This is a genomic window from Gemmiger gallinarum, assembly GCF_014982805.1.
Classification (GTDB): Bacteria; Bacillota; Clostridia; order Oscillospirales; family Ruminococcaceae; genus Gemmiger; species Gemmiger gallinarum.
The window spans coordinates 540,943-558,431 of record NZ_JADCKC010000003.1 but is presented as its reverse complement, the minus strand read 5'-3'; the positions used below and the strand labels follow the sequence as shown (position 1 = coordinate 558,431).

12 protein-coding genes are annotated in these 17,489 nt (G+C 60.2%); 8 read left to right on the top strand and 4 right to left on the bottom strand.

Annotated elements, in window-relative coordinates:
- Window positions 1-88: 88 nt before the first annotated feature.
- A complete protein-coding gene (locus INF35_RS11775; protein ID WP_193502655.1) occupies window positions 89-1,273 on the bottom strand; it encodes a nucleotide sugar dehydrogenase in 1,185 nt (394 codons plus the stop codon).
- A 183-nt stretch (window positions 1,274-1,456) separates the two neighbouring features.
- On the opposite strand from INF35_RS11775, the gene INF35_RS11770 reads away from it, so the two are divergent.
- From INF35_RS11770 to INF35_RS11755, 4 genes are all read left to right on the top strand, one after another.
- Window positions 1,457-2,116 carry a lysoplasmalogenase family protein gene (locus INF35_RS11770; RefSeq protein WP_193502653.1) on the top strand — a complete coding sequence of 220 codons (660 nt, stop codon included), beginning with the start codon at window positions 1,457-1,459 and terminating at the stop codon, window positions 2,114-2,116.
- Window positions 2,117-2,364: 248 nt separating this feature from the next.
- Window positions 2,365-4,251 (top strand): ATP-dependent zinc metalloprotease FtsH, encoded by a 1,887-nt coding sequence (gene ftsH, locus INF35_RS11765; protein ID WP_193502651.1) that lies wholly within the window; start codon window positions 2,365-2,367, stop codon window positions 4,249-4,251.
- Between the two features lie 242 nt (window positions 4,252-4,493).
- A complete protein-coding gene (locus INF35_RS11760) occupies window positions 4,494-6,209 on the top strand; it encodes an ammonium transporter (RefSeq protein WP_193502649.1) in 1,716 nt (571 codons plus the stop codon).
- Between the two features lie 524 nt (window positions 6,210-6,733).
- Entirely contained in the window at window positions 6,734-10,120 is a 3,387-nt protein-coding gene (locus INF35_RS11755) for a hypothetical protein (RefSeq protein WP_193502648.1), read from the top strand.
- A gap of 121 nt (window positions 10,121-10,241) precedes the next feature.
- On the opposite strand, the gene INF35_RS11750 is transcribed toward INF35_RS11755, so the two are convergent.
- Together INF35_RS11750 and INF35_RS11745 are read right to left on the bottom strand one after the other, a co-directional pair.
- Window positions 10,242-10,496: a hypothetical protein gene (locus tag INF35_RS11750; RefSeq protein ID WP_193502647.1), complete on the bottom strand. Its 255-nt coding sequence runs from the start codon at window positions 10,494-10,496 to the stop codon at window positions 10,242-10,244.
- A gap of 99 nt (window positions 10,497-10,595) precedes the next feature.
- Window positions 10,596-11,573 carry an AraC family transcriptional regulator gene (locus tag INF35_RS11745; protein ID WP_193502646.1) on the bottom strand — a complete coding sequence of 326 codons (978 nt, stop codon included), beginning with the start codon at window positions 11,571-11,573 and terminating at the stop codon, window positions 10,596-10,598.
- Window positions 11,574-11,714: 141 nt separating this feature from the next.
- Between INF35_RS11745 and rhaB the strand changes: the two genes are divergently transcribed.
- The 4 genes from rhaB (at window position 11,715) to fucO (ending at window position 16,776) form a co-directional block, all read left to right on the top strand.
- Window positions 11,715-13,184, top strand: coding sequence for a rhamnulokinase (gene rhaB, locus INF35_RS11740; protein ID WP_193502645.1), 1,470 nt, complete (start codon window positions 11,715-11,717; stop codon window positions 13,182-13,184).
- Window positions 13,181-14,605 carry an arabinose isomerase gene (locus tag INF35_RS11735; protein ID WP_235983214.1) on the top strand — a complete coding sequence of 475 codons (1,425 nt, stop codon included), beginning with the start codon at window positions 13,181-13,183 and terminating at the stop codon, window positions 14,603-14,605. The genes rhaB and INF35_RS11735 overlap by 4 nt, the downstream gene beginning before the upstream one ends.
- Window positions 14,606-14,669: 64 nt before the next feature.
- Entirely contained in the window at window positions 14,670-15,497 is an 828-nt protein-coding gene (rhaD, locus tag INF35_RS11730) for a rhamnulose-1-phosphate aldolase (RefSeq protein ID WP_193502644.1), read from the top strand.
- 130 nt (window positions 15,498-15,627) lie between these two features.
- Window positions 15,628-16,776 (top strand): lactaldehyde reductase, encoded by a 1,149-nt coding sequence (gene fucO / locus INF35_RS11725; protein ID WP_193502643.1) that lies wholly within the window; start codon window positions 15,628-15,630, stop codon window positions 16,774-16,776.
- Between the two features lie 120 nt (window positions 16,777-16,896).
- On the opposite strand, the gene INF35_RS11720 is transcribed toward fucO, so the two are convergent.
- Entirely contained in the window at window positions 16,897-17,409 is a 513-nt protein-coding gene (locus INF35_RS11720; protein ID WP_193502641.1) for an NUDIX hydrolase, read from the bottom strand.
- Between the last annotated feature and the right edge of the window lie 80 nt (window positions 17,410-17,489).

Here is a 17,489-nt window from a genome sequence, read left to right as displayed (position 1 = left end):
TCCTCCGCAGATTGTGAAATGGTTGCAAGAAATCCCGCAGGGTACGGTTCCAAAAAAGTCTGCCCCGCCGGGACCGGTGAAATTCGGATCAGTCCCGGGAATAGATGTCCCGGGTGTAGACCTTGTCCGCCACGTCGGACAGTTCCGGGGCGGCGCGGTTGGTCAGGATGATGTCGCATTCCTTCTTGAAGGCGTCCAGATCGTGTTCCACCCGGCTGCCGTAGAATTCGTCGGCCTGCAGGGTGGGCTCGTAGACCACCACCGGCACCCCCTTGCCCTTGATGCGCTTCATGACGCCCTGGATGCTGGACTGGCGGAAGTTGTCGCTGCCGGCCTTCATGGTCAGGCGGTAGACGCCCACCACCCTGGGATGGCGGGAGAGCACGTCCTCGGCGATAAAGTCCTTGCGGGTGCGGTTGGAATCCACAATGGCCTGGATGAGGTTCTGGGGCACATCCCGGTAGTTGGCCAGCAGCTGCTTGGTGTCCTTGGGCAGACAGTAACCGCCGTAGCCGAAGCTGGGGTTGTTGTAGTGGCTGCCGATGCGGGGGTCCAGGCAGACCCCTTCAATGATGCCTCTGGTGTCCAGCCCGCGGGAGGCTGCGTAGGTGTCCAGCTCGTTGAAGAAGGCCACCCGCAGGGCCAGGTAGGTGTTGGCGAACAGCTTGATGGCCTCCGCCTCGGTCAGGCTGGGGAAGAGGGTGGGGATGTCCTCCTTGACAGCGCCCTCTGCCAGCAGCCCGGCAAACTGTTTTGCCTTTGCCAGGGCGGCGTTGTCCCCGGCGGGGGACCCCACCACGATGCGGCTGGGGTAGAGGTTGTCATAGAGAGCATGGCCCTCCCGCAGGAATTCCGGGCTGAACAGGATCTGCTGGCCGGGATAGCGGCCGCGGATCTGGGCAGTGTAGCCCACCGGCACGGTGGACTTGATGATGACGGCGGCCTGGGGGGCATACTGCCGGGCAAGGTCCAGCACAGCCTCCACGCTGGAGGTGTCGAAGTAGTTCTTGTCGGGGTCGTAGTTGGTGGGGGTGGCAATGACGATGAAATCGGCGCCGGGATAGGCCCGGGCTGCGTCGGTGGTGGCGTGGAGATCCAGCTCCCGGTGGGCCAGATAGTCCTCGATCTCAGGGTCGGCGATGGGGGAGCGGCGGGCATTGATGGCCTTGGCCTTGGCGGGCAGAATGTCCATGGCCCACACCTCGTTGTGCTGAGACAGCAGCACGCTGATGGACAAGCCCACATACCCGGTACCGGCAACGGTGATTTTCATGCCAAAAACCTGCCTTTCTTCTGTGCCCCTTGCCGCCGCGGGGCGCTTCCGCTATACTAAATCTGGACTGCGGGCAAAATCGCCGTCCAGTGTGAATTTCGTAAGGTACAAATGTTGTACTGTTGTTGATTATATCGTATCCGGGGCCGCTTTGCAACGCTGCCCCGGCAGGGAGGTCGTGAGATGGAGCTGGCGGTTTCGGCGGTATATCTGGCGCTGGCGGTGTGGGTGCTTGTCCTGCGGGGACGGCGGGCCTATCCGGCAGCCAAGGCCGCGGCGGGCATTGCATTCACCGTGCTGGCGGTGCTGTGCGCCCTGCAAAGCAGCGGTGCCGCCGGGGTAAGGATCTTCGCGGCAGGCTTTGCCCTGTGTGCCGCCGGGGATGTGGCCCTGGGCATTTACAATCTGTATGGACGGCAGGCGTGGATGGCAGGGGGCATCGGCGTGTTTTTCTGCGGGCACCTCTGCTTTCTGGCCGGGCTGTGGCATCTGCACGCCGCCGCACCGGCCTGGCTGCTGCTGCCTGCGGCTGCGGCAGCCTCCATGGCGGCGCTGCTGCACCGGGATGTTGTCCATATGGGCAGGCTGGCGCCCTTTGGAGTATGTTACTGCTTTGCGGTCAGCACCCTGCTGGCCCAGAGCTTGTCGGTGGCGCTTGCCCTGGGGACGCCCGCTGCCTTTCTGCTCTGCGCAGGAGCGGCGCTGTTCTGGACATCGGATTTTATACTGCTCTTTCTCTATTTCGGGCGGCAGGGGAAAACGCCTGCCCTGCATATTGCCAATCTTGTCACTTATTACGGCGGCATTCTGCTCATGGCCCTGAGTATCCGCGGCATCTTTTGAGAAAATTGAGACAAAATCCCGCAACCGTCCATAGACGCCCGCCGCGGCGCACGGGTATACTATAATCGGGAGAATACCCAAAAAGCCGGCCCATTGCGGTTGCCGCGGCAAAAGTTTATAAACCGTTCAGCGTTTGTTCACAGAGGCTTTGCATTTGGTCTGGTATCATATCCTTGCAAAGCAGCACCGCAGCGCCATTTCCCGCGCCGCGGGCGTTCGCCGCTTTCTTACCATGAGGAGGATGTCTTATGCAGGAGATCCAGGATAAGGACCGCAAGCCCCCGAAAAAACCACTGATCTATTACTATATCATTGCCATGGTGGTTGTGCTTTTGCTCAACGCCCTGTTTTTCCCCTCAGTGCTTGAAACCAAGGTGGTGGAGGTCGCCTACAGTGACTTCCTGACCATGGTGGACGACGGCCTGGTTCAGGAGGTCGCTTTGGAGGAAAGCTCCGGACAGCTGGTGTTCACCGCCGAGCAGCCGGACAACAGCGATAAAATCGGCATCTATAAGACCGGTATCTGGCCCGATGACGGTCAGCGATTGCTGGAACAGCTGCGATCCGATCCGGATATCAGCTTCAGCGCCGAAATTCCCACCCAGGCCAACCCTATTCTGAGCTTCATCGTTTCCTGGGTGGCGCCCATTTTGTTCTTCCTGCTCATCGGCGAGCTGATTTCCCGCTGGATGACCAAGCGGATGGGCAATATGGGGGGCATGGGCAATGCCATGGCCTTCGGCAAATCGGGTGCCAAGATCTATGTGGAACAGGCCGAGACCGGTGTCACCTTTGCCGATGTGGCGGGCCAGGACGAGGCCAAGGAATCGCTTTTGGAGGTTGTGGACTTTCTCCATGACCCGGAAAAATACGCCAGTATCGGCGCCAAACTGCCCAAGGGCGTGCTGCTGGTAGGCCCTCCGGGCACCGGCAAGACGCTGCTGGCCAAGGCGGTGGCCGGTGAGGCCAAGGTGCCCTTCTTCTCCATGTCCGGCTCGGAATTTGTGGAGATGTTTGTGGGCATGGGCGCCGCCAAGGTCCGCGACCTGTTCAAACAGGCCAATGAAAAAGCGCCCTGCATCGTTTTTATTGATGAGATCGACGCCATCGGCAAAAAGCGGGATGCAGGCGGGCTCACCGGCAACGACGAGCGGGAGCAGACCCTCAACCAGCTGCTGGCAGAGATGGACGGCTTTGATGCCCGCAAGGGCGTTGTGCTGCTGGCTGCCACCAACCGCCCCGAAAGCCTGGACCCGGCCCTTCTGCGTCCCGGCCGCTTTGACCGCCGGGTGCCGGTGGAGCTGCCCGACCTGCAGGGCCGCGAGGCGATCCTGAAAGTTCACGCCAAGGACGTTAAGCTGTCCGGCAACATTGACTGGTCCCTCATTGCCCGGGCCACGGCCGGAGCTTCCGGTGCCGAGCTGGCCAACATCATCAACGAGGCCGCCCTGCGCGCCGTCCGGCAGAACCGCACGGCGGTGGAACAGTCTGACCTGGAGGAGAGCGTGGAGACGGTCATCGCGGGCGCCCAGCGCAAGAGTGCCGTTGTCTCCCCCAAGGAGAAGCGCATCGTGGCCTACCACGAGATTGGCCATGCCCTGGTGGCAGCCCTGCAGAGCAACTCCGCCCCGGTGACCAAGATCACCATCATTCCCCGCACTTCGGGGGCGCTGGGCTATACCATGCAGGTGGACGAGGGCGACAAGATGCTCATGAGCCGGGTGGAACTGCGCAACAAGCTGGCCACCCTCACCGGCGGCCGCTGCGCCGAGGAACTGGTCTTCGGCGAGGACCAGATGACCACCGGTGCCTCCAACGACATTGAGCAGGCCACCAAGCTGGCCCGGGCCATGATCACCCGCTACGGCATGACCGAGGAGTTCGGCATGATGGCCCTGGAGACGGTGCAGAACCAGTACCTGGGCGGCGATACCTCCCTGACCTGTGCGGGGGATACGGCGGGCCGTGTGGACGAGATGGTCTGCACCACCATCAAGCAGGCCCACGACAAGGCCTACAAGATCCTGAGCGAAAACCGTGCTGCCCTGGACCGTCTGGCAGCCTATCTGCTGGAGAAGGAGACCATCACCGGCGAGGAATTCATGGACCTGCTGAAACAGGATATCCAGGCATGATGCGGGTAAACCGATGACGATTCCTCCAAAACTGCACAAACATGGCCGGGAAGTTTCCCTCGCTGTTTGAGCAAATCGCATGATTTTGAAAAAACCGCTTGACGCAGGCGGAAAAACGTGCATATACTAGTGCCAAGGCAAAGGCGCCGAGGAGATCATCCTCGGCGCCTTTCCTGTTTGCGGTACAACCTTCTCCCCGGGAGGTACCGCGGTGGGGAGTATGCTGAGAGGAGAGATCGTATATGTACAATTCTTCCGACGTGATATGGACGCTGGTTGCGGCGTTTCTGGTCTTTTTTATGCAGGCGGGCTTTGCTTTGTGCGAAGCAGGCTTGACCCGCGCAAAAAACACCGGCAACATCCTCATGAAAAACATGATGGATTTTTGTATCGGCACCCCCTGCTTCTGGCTGGTTGGCTTCGGCGTCATGTTTGCGGGCTCCGGCGCTTTGATCGGCGGCTTTGATCCCTTCATCCAGGGCAGCTACGACTTCGGTTCCCTGCCCCTGTGGGTCTACGTGGTGTTCCAGACTGTGTTCTGCGCCACCGCCGCCACCATCGTTTCCGGTTCCATGGCCGAGCGCACCAAGTTCAGCGCTTACTGCCTCTATTCGGCAGCCATCAGCCTCATCGTTTACCCCATCTCCGGTCACTGGATCTGGGGCGGCGGCTGGCTGAGCCAGCTGGGCTTCCATGACTTTGCCGGTTCCACCGCAGTCCACTTCGTGGGCGGCCTCACCGCTATGCTGGGCGCTGCCATGCTGGGCCCCCGTATCGGCAAGTACGGCAAGGACGGCAAGGCCCGTGCAATCCCCGGCCACAACCTGACGGCTATGGCTCTGGGCGTTTTCATCCTGTGGTTCTGCTGGTTCGGTTTCAACGGCGGTTCCACCGTCTCCATGACCGGTGACGACACCATGGTTTCCGCCGGCCTCATCTGCTTCAACACCAACCTGGCCGCTGCTCTGGCTACCTGCGCTGCCCTGATCACCACCTGGATCCGCTACGGCAAGCCCGATGTTTCTCTGACCTTCAACGGCGCTCTGGCCGGCCTGGTCGCCATCACCGCAGGCTGCGATGTGGTCGATCCCTTCGGCGCTGCCATCATCGGTATCGTTGCCGGTGTCCTGTGCGTCTTCTCCGTTGAGTTCTTCGACAACATCGCCAAGATCGATGACCCCGTGGGTGCTGTCTCCGTCCACTTTGCCAACGGCCTGTGGGGCACCCTGGCTGTCGGCCTCTTCGCTACCGAGGGCGGCCTCTTCTACGGCGGCGGCTTCGCCAAGCTGGGCGTTCAGGCTCTGGGCGCTGTCAGCGTTGCAGCCTGGGTCCTGGTTGCTATGTTCATCATCTTCACCATCATCAAGAAGACCGTCGGCCTGCGCGTGACCGAGCAGGAAGAGATCGACGGTCTGGATATCCACGAGCATGGCCTGGCTTCCGCCTACTCCGGCTTTGCCATCAACGATGCCACCTATGCCGACCTGTCTGTCAATGAGAACACCGACCTGGGTGAGGACGACCTGGAAAAGGCCAGCCCGGCCAAGGTTGCCGCCGCCGTCAAGGTCCAGCGGGAGGACCCCCTGCCCGCCGAGTTGGACAGCGGCATGCACAAGGTGGTCATCATCCTGCAGCTTGCCAAGTTCGACGCGCTCAAGCGTGCCCTCAATGCCATCGGCGTCACCGGCATGACAGTGACCCAGGTCATGGGCTGCGGCCTGCAGAAAGGCAGCGGTGAGAAATACCGCGGTGCTGAAGTCGACATGACCCTGATGCCCAAGGTCAAGGTGGAGGTCGTCGTCAGCAAGATCCCTGTGGAAAAGATCATCGATACCGCCACCCGTACCCTGTACACCGGCCACATCGGCGACGGCAAGATCTTTGTCTATAACGTTGCCCGTGTTGTCAAGGTCCGCACCGGTGAGAGCGACTATGCCGCTCTGCAGGATGTGGAGTAACTCCCCGCAACATCCATATTTTCTTATCTCTTTTCCGCCCTGAGGGGCGGGGCCTGCCAGCAAGCTCAGCCCCGCGCCCGCAGGGCGGTTTTTTGCGCCCTGCTGACGGAACGGCATCCCGCGGCTGAAACGGGCAGAGAAAGGGAAATGACACTCATAAAAACAACAGAAAATGTTAAAAAGTATAAAATGATATGGAACAAATGAATGCTTTTTGACGAATTGCGGCTTTCTGCCACAGGAACCATATGTTATCGCTTGAAAAAGAAAAAATAACATGTTACGATACAATAGAACAAAAATCAGCGGAAATCGGCACGGCGCTGCATGCCGGCTTTTTTGGCGGCACTAATACAATAAAATAACAATTATGTAGAATTACGCCCCTGAAATACGGCAGAGCGGTAAAGAAAAAAACTTGCTTTGTTGGCAGCTTCGCCCCGGCTTTCAGCTGGTTTTGTATATCGCCTGCGTCCGGACGCGGATTGCAGGAGACAGAGAAAAATGAATGGGAGGATTTCGCAATGAGAAAAATGCGAACACGAATCGGCAGCATTTTGCTGGCCTGCGCAATGCTGCTGACCTTCTCCACGGTCAGCGTTTTTGCGGTGGACAGTGAACAGGAAGAGCCAAATACGGCCGGCCAGGAGGTTATGTCGGAGGAAACCTCTCAGCCTGCCTCCAATGCGGCTGCGGACACGGACGCCCCCGCTTTGCTCACCGGAGAGGAAGATTCTGGTGACAATGGAGGCAGTGACCTTCGGACATCATCGGTGCTGAACATCGCCGACGGTTCCATTGTACTTGGCAACGGTACTTATACTCAGGGAAATGGTGAAGAATTGCAGATCCCGGACGAAGGTCTGGTCATCAGCGGTACTTCCAACGAAAATACAATCACGGTGGACCCCGGCGAAGGCCTGGAGGTAAGTTTCACCATCAACGGCCTTGATCTCACGACTTCGACGGGAGCCAGTTTGATCGATGTTCGGAGCGGCAGCGCAAAAATTACGCTGGCCGGTGAAAATACTCTTACAAATTCGGCGGAAAGCATGAACGCCGTCCTGCGCGTTTCTGGCAATCAGGCGTTGTCCATCGAGGGCGATGGCTCTCTGACCATCCATAACGGAACAGACAGCGCGGCAGCGCATGGCGCAGCCATGGGCGGAAGCGCCGGAGAAGCTGGCGGCACCATCACCATCAAGAGCGGCACCATCCATGTGGAGCAGTATGGTCCCGGTGCAGGCATTGGCGGCGGCGGACCGACAAGCTCTACCGGCGGTACCGGTGACAGCGGCAACATCTCCATTGAGGGCGGCATGGTCCAAGTGTCTGTGCAGGCAGTGGACAACTACGGCGGCGGCTGCGGCATTGGACCTGGCATCAATTATTATACGGTTCCGAGTGCGGGGCGCGACGGAATTACCAATACCATCGTGATCTCCGGCGGAACGGTAGAAGCTGAAGCAAAGAATAAAGGCAGTAACTATTCCGGAGCAGCCATTGGCACGGGCCGTATCGGAGCGACGGATAAGGACAGCCTGATTCATATTACCGGCGATGCCAATGTTAAGGCTACGACATACGGGGCTTCGGCTGCGATTGGTGCTTCTGTTGTCAGCAGTACCCTGGGCGGCACTTCGCCGGAGGGAGTATCCAAAATTCTGATTGACGGAAATTCCCGTGTCGAGGCACAAACTGTTTATACAAACATAGGGCTTTACTGTGGCGCAGCCATCGGCATGGGCGCCAATGGATTTGTCAGCCCCTGGGAGATTGAGATTACCGGCAATGCGGTGGTCAAAGCCACCGGCGGTGAAGTGGGCGCCGGTATCGGCAGCGCCATTGCCTCCACCAGCAGTCAGTCTGATCTCAGCATTACCATCGGGGGCTCCGCCAATGTGACTGCTGTAGGAAAAGATTATGCCGCGGGCATTGGCACAAGCATGTCGGTGGGGGATACCTCCGCTATGACCGAAATCACCATCAAAGATCAGGCGGTCGTCAATGCGACCGGCGGCTACGGTGCAGCAGCCATTGGTTCGGGCAGCGGCTTTACGAAAAATAATTCCGGCAACATTACCATTACCGGTACTGCCAATGTGACGGCCACCGGCGGTGCCGGAGCATCGGCCATCGGTGCGGGTGACAGCGGCAAGGTGGCGGGAACCACTTCCATCACCGCAGGCACTACCGTTATCGCGTATGCCGACGGCAGCAAGTTTGCCATCGATGTGGATACCACCGGCAGCGGCAAGGTCAATGTCACGGATACCGTGCTCAACGGCCGTTTTGCCGAGGGCGAAGTGACCCCGGCCGATTCCTCCGCTGAAGATACGGAGAGCCCCATCAACCTTCTCAAGGATGGCGCTGTCGATTGTGAACTGACCATTCCCGCCGACTATCGCGCCTTTGCGGTGACCGCCAGCGATGGTGAAGCCAATGTGCGGGTCCAGAATGGGGAAAACGCCAACCGTTATGCCTATTACACAGAGGACACCGGAGCCAAGCAGATCAATTATCCCCTGTATGAAACGGTTCAGGACGGCAGCAATGTTATGCTGACCAAGGATGAGCTGCGCTGGATGCCCATTGTGGAACTGACGCCCGCCGACATCACCATTTACATGGGTGGCGCCGGATACGACGGTGTTGTGGACGAAAATGGCGCCAACATCGGTTCGGATAATGGTCTCCCGGAGGCCGGGTTCTACATTATGCTGCCCGAGGATCTGAACGCACAGCTTAAAGAAGCTCTCGGTGCGGATCCCGAAGCAGCACTGGATCTGTCGCCCTACCTGTCTTTCTCCAACGGTACCAAGACCTGGACAATCGAGCGGTATGATGGCGAAGAAACCAGCGCGGTAAACGGAAAGTATATCTACCGCCTGGTTGCTGCCGACGGACAGGACCCGGTCCGGATGCAGTTTACGGATGCAGAGGGAACGGTACACATCAGCGATACGTTTGATCTGGTCAATGCTCTTTACAATCGCTACACCATGGAAATTTATCCCGGCGCGGTGGAACAGAACACCGTCTATGCCGAGATTGACACCGATAAGGTTACCCAGGCCGGCGGTGACGTGAGCAAGATCAGTTATACCACCTACGCGGCTGTGGCGTACAGCGGCAGCCTGACCATCCGCGGCGTGACCCAGTCCGGTACCACGACGGCAATCGTGGAACAGGTGGACAAGGCAGTAAGCAATATTACCGCGGTTCTGCCTGCGGATACCACTTACACCATCAATGACAGCGATGTTCAGGTCGTGGACGGAGCTCCTGCGCTGCTGGTGGACGAGATCGTATCCCCGGACAACACCCAGAACGGCAAGGACTTCCGTACACTGCTGACGGACAAAGCGGTGGAAACGGCGGCCAAAGACTTCCAGAATGTTGCATCCGAGGCCCGGTATCTGGACCTGGTGGATGCGGCAAACGGCAATACCTGGATCAAGGCGGACAAGCCGGTCACCATCTACTGGCCCTATCCTGACGGCACCGATGCCAACACCCAGTTCCGCCTGGTTCATTTTGTGGGGATGGACCGCGAAATGACGGCGGACGAAGCGGAAAGCAAGATCGAAACAGCCACTGTGGAGACGATTTCCGTCAAAACCGATGCCTATGGTATTTCCTTTACCACGGACAGCTTCTCTCCCTTTGTTCTGATGTGGGATAACACCCAGACCACCACCGTCACCGAGGAACAGCCGGACGAGCATCCCGACATCGCCGAGGCAAAGGAGAACGGGACCTGGGGTCAGCCCACACCCACCCCGGCCGCGGCGTCTGTGATCCCGCAGACCAGTGACGACATGCCCCTGGGCCTGCTGATCGGGCTGGCTGTTGTCGCCGTGGTTGCGATCGTGGTTTTGATCGTTCTGCGTAAGCGTCGCAAGCGCTGATCCGGACTGTCAAAATTTGCCCCGTCATTGACAAGGGGCAGAAAACATAAAAACGAACCTCCCCGCCTGTGCAGTGTGCACAGACGGGGAGGTTTTTTGCTTTTGTCCGGAGAGGAAACTCTCAGCGCAGGCAGGCCCGGGCGCGTTCCAGGTCGTCGCGCTTCACATAGATGGTGTAGGTCCAGGAATCCGCCATGCTCTGGCCGAAGGTCCCCGACCGTTCCCGGCTGCCCGCCGCAAAGACCGACGGGGAGGTGCGGCTGCGGGATGCCACATGATACTCAATGCCTGCCTGCTCCAGGGCGGCGGAAACCTTCCGGCTCTGTTCCAGCGTGCCGCAGACAGTCAGCTCACTGCGGTTGAAAATGGAAATCATCTTCCTGCCCCTTTCTCTGCCGGTGCGCCTGCAAGGCGGAACCGTTCTTTTTCTCAGTATAGCAGAGGCGGCGGGAAAAGGCAACGCAAAAGGCCGGGTTCAGCGGGCGGCGGAGGCCTTCTGCTGGCGGAAATCGGCAGGGGAGCAGCCGTATTTCTCCCGGAACTTGCGGTAAAAGTAGCTGCTGTTCTCGTAGCCGATGGCCTCCCGCACGGCATCCACCGCCAGCCGGGTGTTGGCCAGCAGATAGGCGGCCTGCTGCAATTTGCGCTGCTGCAAAAGCTGCTTGAAGTTCTGCCCGGTGTGGTGCTTGAGCAGACGGCTCACCCAGTAGGGCGGCTGATGCAGCTGGGCGGAGATATCCTCCAGCGTGCCGTCTTTATAATAGGTCTCGATGTACTTGAGGACGGTGAAAACGGTGTTTTCATCCTGTACGCCGGGGCCGGTGCGGTTGATCTCCTCGGCAAACTGAGCCAGGTTGAGGAGCAGCAGCCCCATAGTGGTCTGGTTGAGGGTGTTGACCCCGGACTTTTTTTCCAGCAGGGTCCAGATCATGTTCTCCAGAAGATTCTGCACCGGCAGGATGTCGTGGGCCGACACATGCAGATAGCCCGAGAAGGTGGATTCCCCCGCCAGGGTGGAGATGAGAAAGTCCCGCAATACGTTTTCCTGTTCCAGCATGGGGATGCAGCGGTCGAAAAACTGGGGCAGAATAATGAAGTTTACCCCCACATCCCCGGCTGCGGCGGGCAGGATCTCATGGTAGGCCGCCTGGTTGAGAAAGAGCAGGTCCCCCGTTTCCAGCACCAGCCTGCGGGTTCCGTTGAGGATATGGGTGGTGGACCCGCTGCACATGTAGAGCATCTCCACATAGTTGTGCCGGTGGCGGGGAAAGTGGACAAACCGGGTGTGGGGACGGATCTCGATGAGCTTGCCGTGTTCCAGCAGCTTCTCGCTGTCGATGACAAAATCCCGGCGGGAGGTATAGCGCTCCCGCTGGACCTCGCTGTCGCCATCCAGGATGGCGCGCTCCTCCTCGGTGATTTTCTGCAGCTGTTCCAACAGTTTGGCATTCATGCACAACCCTCCCGCCCTCAGCATAGCACAAATGACGAAAAACTGCAAATAAGGTCCTGATTGTTCCCCAAAATCGTCCTTTTGCGTGCAAATAAGAACCGTTACAATAGAGTCAGAAAATCTGAGACAGGGAGGGTCCGGATGGAAAACAGTTATCTTGCCATCGACATCGGCGCCTCCAGCGGGCGCCATATTCTGGGCCGTGTGGTGGACGGCCGCATGCAGCTGGAGGAGATCCACCGCTTCGACAACCGCCAGGTGCGCAGCGGCGGCCATGACTGCTGGGATGTGGACCATCTCTGGCAGGGCATTCTGGACGGCCTCAAGGCCTGCAAGGCAAAAGGGGTCATTCCCGCCACTGTGGGCATCGATACCTGGGCGGTGGATTTCGTCCTGCTGGACAGTGCGGGCAAGCGCCTGGGAGATGCGGTGGCCTACCGGGACGGCCGCACCGCAGGCATGGATGAGCGGGTGGAGGCCCTGATCCCGCCCCAGTCCCTCTACGCAAAGACCGGCATCCAGAAGCAGCTCTTCAACACCATCTACCAGCTGGCCGCGCTGCAGAAAGAACACCCCGAGCAGTTGGAGGCTGCCCACAGCCTGCTGATGATCCCCGACTACTTCAACTACCTGCTCACCGGGGTGCAGAAGCAGGAGTACACCAACGCCACCAGCACCGGGCTGGTGAACGCCGTCAAAAAGACCTGGGACCGGGAACTGCTGGACACCCTGGGCCTGCCCCGGAGGCTTTTCGGCCCCCTGTCCATGCCCGGCACGGTGGTGGGCCCTCTGCGGGAGGAGATTGCAAAAGAGGTCGGTTTCCAGACCACCGTCATCCTGCCCGCCACCCACGACACCGGTTCGGCCTTTCTGGCGGTGCCGGCCCGGGATGACAACGCCGTCTACCTTTCCAGCGGCACCTGGAGCCTGCTGGGGGTGGAGAACAGGGACCCCATCACCACTGAGGAAAGCCGCAGGCAGAACTTCACCAATGAGGGCGGCGCCTGGCACCGTTTCCGGTATCTGAAAAACATCATGGGCCTGTGGATGATCCAGTCCATCCGCCGGGAGCTCAACGGTGTGGATTACGTGGCCGGCAAGGAGCGGGCCGCCTGGACGCTGGATGTGAAGGCAGGGGAGAGGCAGTGGAGCTTCCCCGACCTCATCGCCGCCGCTGAATCTGCCGCCGATTTCCCGTCGGTGGTGGACGCCAACGACGACGCTTTCCTGGCCCCCGACAGCATGATCGCCGCCGTGCAGAAGGCCTGCGCCGGGAGCGGCCAGGCCGTGCCCCGCACGGTGGGAGAGCTCATGCAGTGCGTCTACCGCAGCCTGACCCGCTGCTACAGGGATGCCATCGCGGGGCTGTCCGCCCTCACCGGCAGGCAGTACACCAGCATCAACATTGTGGGCGGCGGCTGCCAGGACAATTACCTCAACCATATGACCGCACAGGTTACCGGCCTGCCGGTCTACGCCGGCCCGGTGGAGGGCACTGCCATCGGCAACCTGGTCATTCAGATGATCCACGGCGGCGAGTTTGCCGACCTGGCCGCCGCAAGACATAGTATCCGCGAAAGTTTCGATATCAAGGAGGTTCTTCCCCAATGAGCATGTTAGTGGAAACCAAAGCCCGGGTGGGTGTGTTTGCCATCGCCCTGGGCGCCTACCTGCCCCAGTTCCCCAGCCTGGTGCCAGAGTTCCAGGCCCAGTACGAGCAGTTCAAGACGATGATTCCCGACTCGGTGGAGCTGGTGGACGGCGGCATCGTCACCACCAAGGAGCTGAGCCAGGCCGCGGGGGACAAGTTCCGCGCCGCCGACGTGGACCTGGTCATTCTGCAACTGCTGACCTACGCCACCTCCTACAACATGCTGCCCGCCGTGCGGGACCTGGATGTGCCGGTGGTGCTGGTCAACGTCCAGAAACTCCGCGCCCCCGACTACGAGCACACCGACACCGCCAAGTGGCTGGGCGAGCTCTACGCCTGCGGCGCCGTGGGCGAGATGGTGGCCGACCTGGAGCGGGCCGGCAAGCGCCATGCAGTTATCACCGGCGTGGTGGAGGGGGGCGACCCCACCGTCCAGGCCGAGATCAACGACTGGTGCAAGGCCGCCCAGGTGCGCCGCCGCTTCCGGGATACCAACCTGGCCCAGATCGGCCGTCCCTACCCCGGCATGATGGACCTGTACATCGACGAGACCAACCTTTATAACCGGATGTGGCTCTACACCAAGCAGTTCGACTGGGAGAAGATGTGGGCCATCGCCGACAACGTCACCGACGAGGCGGTCATCCGCGCCAAGGCCGAGGAGATCCTCGACACCTTCGACATCGAGGGCGGCGGCACGGTGGAGAAGGTCTGGGAGATGGCCCGCTACGTGGTGGCCTTTGAGCAGTGGGTCAAGGACGAGAAGATCGCCTTTATCGCTTCCCACTACGACGGCTTTGCCCAGGGCAAGGCGGGCGTGCTGGATTCCATGCTGATCCCCGCCTTCTCCATGCTCATCAAGCAGGGGGTCGCCTGCGCCGTGGAGGGCGACATCAAGGTCTCCATGGCCATGTCCATCCTCAAGACCATCTCCGGCCAGGGCCAGCTGTCCGAGATGTACTCCATCGACTTCGACAAGGACATCTGCATCATCGGCCATTCCGGTTCCGGCGACGCGGCCATCTCCGCCAAAAAGCCCACCATGAAAATTGTGCCTGTCTTCCACGGCAAGACCGGCGGCGGCTACCTGACCCAGTTCTATCCCCATTTGGGCCCCGTGACCTACCTGGGCATCACCCAGGACAAGGACGGCCACTTCAAGTTTGTGGTGGCCGAGGGCATCAACGAGGAAGGCCCCATCTTCACCTTTGGCGATACCAACATGCGCACCCGCTTTGCCTGCGGCGCCCGGGAGTTCGTCAACCGCTGGAGCGAGGCGGGCCCCACCCACCACATGGCCGCCGCCTGCGGCCGTCACATCGACACCATCCTCAAAGTGGCCGAGATCTTCAACGTGCCGGTGGATGTGATTACCCGATAACCGGTTGCTCTCAATGACTTTATACAAAACGAATAAATAGATTATATACGGAAAGGAAATCAATATGGAAATCTATGACATCCCCTGTGTGAAGGGCTTTATCCGCATGTGCAACGACGGCTGGCTGCAGGGCTGGCACGAGCGCAACGGCGGCAACCTGACCTACCGCATGACGGAGGAGGACGTGGCAGCCTGCCGTCCCTACTTCGACGAGACCCCCCGGGAGTGGGTCAAGATGGGCGTCCAGGCGGACAACCTGGCTGGCGAGTACTTCATCACCACCGGTTCGGGCAAGTACTTCCGCAACGTGGAGCCCGACCCCATCCACTCCATCGGCATTGTGGAGATTAACGCCACCGGTGACAGCTGGCGCATCGTCTGGGGTCTGGCTGAGGGTGCCAAGCCCACCTCTGAGTTCCCCAGCCACTTCATGAACCACAGCGTCCGCAAGGCGGCCACCGACGGCGCCAACCGGGTCATCTACCACTGCCACGCCACCAATGTCATCGCCCTGACCTACATTCTGCCGCTCACCGACCGTGCCTTCAGCCGAGCCCTGTGGCAGAGCGCCACCGAGTGCCCGGTGGTCTTCCCCGAGGGCGTGGGCGTCTGCCCCTGGATGGTGCCCGGCGGCGCTGACATCGCCATGGCCACCAGCGAGAAGATGAAGACCTATCAGGCCGCCGTCTGGGCCCAGCACGGCCTGTTCGCCTCCGGCCCCGACTACGACACCACCTTCGGCCTGGCCCACACCATCGAGAAGAGCGCCGAGATCTATGTCAAGGTGCTGTCCATGGGCGGCGGCCTGATCCGTCAGACCATCGAGGACGACGACCTGCGCGCCATCGCCCGGGACTTCGGCGTCACCCTGAACGAGAACTTCCTGGACTGAGTGTGAAATAAATTTTTATGGTTGCCATCGCCTTTCCCGGTATGGTAAGCTGAAATCAACAGATGCCTTGCCGCCAGAAAAGGCAGGATCGTCCGTACCAAACTATCCAAATTAAAAGGAGTGTATTGTCATGGTATCCCGCATTGTTCTGAACACCATTTCCTACCACGGTCACGGCGCCATCGAGAACATCGTTCCCGAGCTGACTTCCCGCGGCTACAAGAAGGCTTTCGTCTGCTCCGACCCCGACTTGATCAAGTTCGGCGTCACCAAGAAGGTCACCGACCTGCTGGATGCGGCAGGCTTTGCCTACTCGGTCTACAGCGAGATCAAGCCCAACCCCACCATCCAGAACGTCCAGGACGGCGTGGCTGCCTTTAAGGCTGCCGAGGCCGACTGCATCGTTACCATCGGCGGCGGCTCCTCCATGGACACTGCCAAGGCCATCGGCATCATCATCAACAACCCCGAGTTTGCCGACGTGCGCAGCCTGGAGGGCGTTGCCCCCACCAAGAAGCACGCGGTCTTCACCATCGCCGTGCCCACCACCGCCGGTACCGCTGCCGAAGTCACCATCAACTACGTCATCACCGACGTGGAAAAGAAGCGCAAGTTCGTCTGCGTGGACACCAACGACATCCCCGAGGTTGCCGTGGTCGATCCCGATATGATGGCCTCCATGCCCAAGGGCCTGACCGCCGCCACCGGTATGGACGCCCTGACCCATGCCATTGAGGGCTACATCACCAAGGGCCACTGCACCATCTCTGATATGTTCCATCTGGAGGCCATCCGCCTCATCTCCGAGAACCTGCGCGGCGCTGTCCAGAACACGCCGGAAGGCCGCGAGGGCATGGCTCTGGGCCAGTACATCGCCGGCATGGGCTTCTCCAACGTGGGTCTGGGCATCGTCCACAGCATGGCCCACGGCCTGTCCGCCCTGTATGACACCCCCCACGGTGTGGCCTGCGCCATCCTGCTGCCGGTGGGCCTGGAGTACAACAAGAGCGTTGCCGGCGAGCGTTACCGCGCTGTGGGCAAGGCCATGGGCGTGGAGGGCATCGACGCCATGAGCGCTGAGGAAGCCGCCGACGCCACCATCGCCGCCGTCAAGAAGCTCTCCGCCGACGTGGGCATCCCCGCCAACCTCCAGGGCATCCTGAAGGAGGAGGACATCCAGTTCCTGTCCGAGTCCGCCTTTGCCGATGCCTGCTGCCCCGGCAACCCCCGCGACACCAGCGTGGCCGAGATCGCCGAGCTGTACAAGAGCCAGCTGTAATTCCATCTGAATCCACAGGCAGGCCCGCCCCGCCTGAATAAAGGCAGAAGCCCCCATCCGGTTGGATGGGGGCTTCTGCTTTTCCGCAGCGCTGAATTTTTTGTGATGGGAAGAAGGCAATTACCGGGTAAAAGCGGCTTCTTCGAAAAAGTAGCCGAGAGTGGGAACCAATTTGCCGGCATCCGACAATGTGCGGATTTGGTCTGGGGTCATCCAGGCGACCTGTTCCACTTCCCGGGTGGTGGCCTTTTCCAGCGAAACTTCGCCGTCATAGAAAAATAGCCAGATATCCAGCAGGTCGGCAAAGCGCACGCCGTTTACCCGGTCCCGGATCACCGAGCGCACCAGCTTGCCGTCGGCGGGGGAGAGCTGCAGGCCCACCTCCTCCTGGGTTTCCCGCAGAGCTCCCTGCAGGCTGTCCTCCCCCTTGAGGACGGAGCCTCCCACACATTCCCATAGCAGGGGAAAGCTCGGCCGGTTGGCACTGCGCCGGGAGATGAGATATTCCCCCTTGGAATTGCGGATCCATACGTGGACCACCAGATGATAGCAGCCCTCGGGAATTTCCTCTCCCCGGATGTGATCCCGCCCCAACAGTTCACGGTTTTCATTGTACAGGTCCCAGAGTTCCATCTGACTTCCTCCATTTCTGGCCTACGATATGTTTTTGGTGCGCTGGAAGGGGCCCCTCTCCCGCACCCTTTCCGACAGTC